Origin of the sequence: Actinocrinis sp., from assembly GCF_035946395.1 — a bacterium.
Taxonomy (GTDB): domain Bacteria; phylum Actinomycetota; class Actinomycetes; order Streptomycetales; family Catenulisporaceae; genus Actinocrinis.
The window spans coordinates 1-3,782 of sequence record NZ_DASYZI010000454.1 but is presented as its reverse complement, the minus strand read 5'-3'; the positions used below and the strand labels follow the sequence as shown (position 1 = coordinate 3,782).

Genomic DNA, 3,782 nt, shown 5'->3' with positions numbered 1-3,782 from the left:
GATCAAGCTGCGCCGCGTCATCATCGCCGCACGTTTTTCGCACCCAGGGGTCTACCAGCCACGACCCGAAGAAACCCGCGCCATCCTGCTGGCCTGGGCCGCAGCCAAAACATGACCACCCAAAACAGCGAAACACGAGGGGTAGGGGCGGCGTTCAGTCATGACAGAGCCCTAGTACGGCAGCCTCAGTTCGTGATCTGAGGTGTGGCGTCGCAGCGTTCGGATGATGCTGTGCGGCGTGCGGGCGGCCACCGCGCGATCATGCAGTGTTTGTGAGGACAACTTCAGATCTTGCGGTGGCCGCGGGCCACAGCGTAAAGCAGGCCGGGTGGTGGTCGCTGTTCGACCAGGTCACCAATCGCGTAGCCGGACGGTTCGCGCGAGTGGAGCCCAGGCGTACGGCCCGGTTGTTCCTGCTTGGATTGCTCTGCGGCGTCGAGCGCAAGAACTGCTGGAACCTAGCCGAGCACGCGGGCCTGTCCGATCCGCAGCCGATGCAGCGGCTGCTGCGCGAGGCGGTGTGGGACGCCGACGCGGTGCGTGACGACGTGCGTGACCTGGTCGTCGAGCACCTTGGTACACCAGAGGCGGTGCTGGTGGTGGACGAGACCGGGTTCCTGAAAAAGGGCGAGCGTTCGATCGCCGTGCAGCGCCAATACACCGGCACCGCTGGAAGAATCGAGAACGCGCAGGTCGCGGTGTTCCTCGCGTACGCCGCCGCGGCCGGCCGGGCCCTGGTCGACCGGCGTCTCTACCTGCCCGCCTCCTGGTGCCAGAACCGCGAGCGCTGCACGGCGGCCGGGGTCCCCGAGCAGGCCGGCTTCGCCACCAAGCCACGCCTGGCCCTGCAGATGATCGAGCAGGCGCATGGCGCCGGAGTGCCCGCTTCGTTCGTCGCCGCAGATGAGGTCTACGGTAGCGACCCGGTTTTCCGCGCCGGGATCATGGCTCTGGGTCTGGGCTACGTACTCGCGGTGGCCTGCGACCACCGCGTCACCGTGCACGGCGGGATCCGCCGCCGCCTCGATCAGATCGCCGCCGACCTGCCGCCCGGAGCGTGGCAGCTGTGGGAGCCCGAAAGCGGAACAACCGTCCGAGTTCTCGAACGCGCTGGCATGGTCCAGGCATTGTGCGCGATCACTGTCCGCGGCAGACAACTGCTTGCCAGTAGCAGCTGTTTCGACGAGGCGGTGCTGCTGTGGGACCCAGAGGAGGGCAAGCTTGTCACGGTCCTGAGCGGCCACAGCGGCGAGGTTCAGGCGTTGTGTGCTGTCGACATCGGAGGTAAGCAGCTGCTTGCCAGCAGTGGCGGCATCAATGACTGGACAGTACGGATATGGGATCTCGACAGCGGCAAGACCCAGGTCCTTTCTCACCACACCGGCGAACACCGAGTGCTATGTTCGGTCGCCATCGATGGCAGGCGGGTACTTGCCAGCAGCGGCTTCGGCCGGACTGTGCGGTTGTGGGATCCGGAAAGCGGTGAAGTCCAGGTCCTGGAAGGCCACACCCACGAAGTCAGGGCACTGTGCGAAGTCACCGTCGAGGACAGGCGACTGCTTGTCAGCAGCGACGGCTGGACGGTGCGGCTATGGGACCTGAGCAGCGCCAGATCTGCCCAAACCCTGAAAAGCACAGGCCAAGTTGAAGTGCTGTGCGCCGTGGCTGTCGGCGGCAGACAACTGCTCGCCAGCAGCCACGGCAGCCATCGCCGTGACCGTGGCATCAAGCGTATGCAATTGTGGGATCCGGACAGCGGCGATAGCCGACTCCTCGAAGACCGCTGGGTCAAGTCGCTGTGTGCGGTGACCGTCGGTGGCAAACAATTGCTTGCCAGCGGAGGCTTCGGCGTAGTGGCGCTCTGGGACCTGGACCGCATCGAGCCGGTCCAGGCATGGGAGGGCTACTCCGGCTGGGTGACCGCGCTGTGCGGCATCTCTGTCGGCAGCAGACAATTGCTCGCCGCCGGAACCGATCGCAATGGCTCCGGTAGTGCCGGGGCGGTGTGGTTATGCGATCCAGACAGCGGTAGAACCTGGATCCTGGAGGATCACAACCACCGTGTCGGGGCGCTGTGTACCACAACTGTCGGCGGCGTACAACTGCTAGTCACAGGCAGTCTCAGTTCCGCCAACCATGCCGGCCAAGTGCGGCTGTGGGACCCAGAGAGCCGCACAGTCGTCGCAACCATCGAAGATCGCTATCTCCGGGCGCTGTGCGCGATCAGTATTGGCGGCAGGCAGCTAATCGCCAGCGGAGGCCTTACCGGAATCGTGCTGTGGGATCCCGACAGCGGCGAGCGCGCCTGGGCCGTTGAAGACCACAGCGGTTGGATAAATGCGCTATGTACGATCACCATCAATGGCAAGCAGCTACTCGCCAGCGGCGGAGACGATCGAACGGTACGGATCTATGATCCGGATGTCTCACGTTCTTGGACCCTCCGTACGCGTCATCCAGTCAGGGCGCTCACCGCGATTGGCCAGTCCCTGTTCATAGGCCTCGCCAACGGTGTCATGGCCGTAACCATCGACGCTTCACTGGGACTCGGTCTATGACCAGAAGCAGGCCGACGAGGTCAGCTAGTTCAAGACCGATCCGTCCGTCTCGTTTATCGGTAGCCGCAGACGTTGGAATGTGCGGAGTTGCTGCCTACGGGCGTCGCGTCAGGCGCAGGCGCGGGGTTGCGTAGGCACGCTCAGCTGTGCCAGCTGTTCGCGCAGGGCGGTGGCCCGGTCGATCAGGCCCGCCGCTGACGCCTCCGCACCGTAGACCGACAGCAGGGTTCCTACGGCGGCATTCGCAGCGTCGAGATCCTGCCCGACCAGCACGCGCGCCTCGGCAAAGCGCAGCAGCGTCGGGGCGACGTCGACACGGGCACTCGGGTCGCGATCAGCAAGCCGTTCGGCTAACGCGCGCGCCTCGACGATAGCATCGAGCAGGTCAGCGGGCCCCGCCAATACACGACTCCGCAGCACGAGCACCAGGTTGTTGAGGGACTGCAGCAGTTGCGGACCATGTGTGCCGAGGTCCGAAGAAGCCATGTCGTGTGAAACTGACGGTCATCGTTGACACTGCGGGTCTCCGACCACTACGGAGATCACCGTGCCCGACCGTCGAGGACGGCGGGCAGCGGGCCCCGGCCCTGCGGTTCGGCGACCCGCGCGTGATGGCCCTGGCCGGCGCCCTGGCCGCCTGCGTACACACCGTCACCGGACAGGTCACCAACAAGAGCCTGCGCGCCATGGTGGCCACGCTCCTCGGTATCTCGTACAGCAGCGCCCGGATGAGCTATGACCTGCGCCGGCTACGCCTTAAAGGCCTGATAGAACGGGTGCCCGGTAGCAACGCCTACCGCATCACCGAGACCGGACTGCGCTTCGCCGTGTTCTACACCAAACTCCACGACCGGCTCCTGACCCCGCTCATGGCCGCCGACAAACCACCCGCACCCACCGAAGTCCAACAGGCCCTGGCCACCCTCCAACGCCATACCGACCGCTCCATCGGCCCGGCCAGACTCACACCGGCGAGCTGACCAGGCCAGACGAAACTTGCCTCAAAACGAAAGAACTCGCGCAACAGAGTGGCCTAGGTACCGGATGCAAGCAGCATGCGGCTTCGTCGCTCAGTTGGCGCACTGAGCTTGCTCCGGTTTTCCGGACGGTTCCGGTGTGTCACGCCGCTTCGGGGGTGGCGTGTGTCTGTTCGTACTGCACGGGGCTGAGCATGTCGAGTGTCGAGTGACGCCGATGCGGGTTGTACCAGGCCTCGATATATTC

Annotated in this window: 4 protein-coding genes and 1 pseudogene; 3 read left to right on the top strand and 2 right to left on the bottom strand. The window is 65.0% G+C overall.

The annotated features are described in order from the left end of the window. Window positions 1-338: 338 nt before the first annotated feature. A pseudogene (locus tag VGS97_RS29920) lies at window positions 339-1,088 on the top strand (IS701 family transposase); the annotation flags it as partial. A 27-nt stretch (window positions 1,089-1,115) separates the two neighbouring features. After that, window positions 1,116-2,558 carry a hypothetical protein gene (locus tag VGS97_RS29915; protein WP_326856834.1) on the top strand — a complete coding sequence of 481 codons (1,443 nt, stop codon included), beginning with the start codon at window positions 1,116-1,118 and terminating at the stop codon, window positions 2,556-2,558. Window positions 2,559-2,666: 108 nt separating this feature from the next. On the opposite strand, the gene VGS97_RS28795 is transcribed toward VGS97_RS29915, so the two are convergent. Next, window positions 2,667-3,044, bottom strand: a complete 378-nt coding sequence (locus VGS97_RS28795) for a hypothetical protein (RefSeq protein WP_326856833.1) — start codon at window positions 3,042-3,044, stop codon at window positions 2,667-2,669. 5 nt (window positions 3,045-3,049) lie between these two features. Here VGS97_RS28795 and VGS97_RS28790 point away from each other — a divergent pair, with 5 nt between their 5' ends. Next, window positions 3,050-3,538, top strand: coding sequence for a hypothetical protein (locus VGS97_RS28790; protein WP_326856832.1), 489 nt, complete (start codon window positions 3,050-3,052; stop codon window positions 3,536-3,538). A 139-nt stretch (window positions 3,539-3,677) separates the two neighbouring features. Here VGS97_RS28790 and VGS97_RS29880 read toward each other — a convergent pair. Continuing rightward, the coding region (locus VGS97_RS29880; protein ID WP_414641874.1) for an IS3 family transposase at window positions 3,678-3,782 on the bottom strand (105 nt) is incomplete at its 5' end.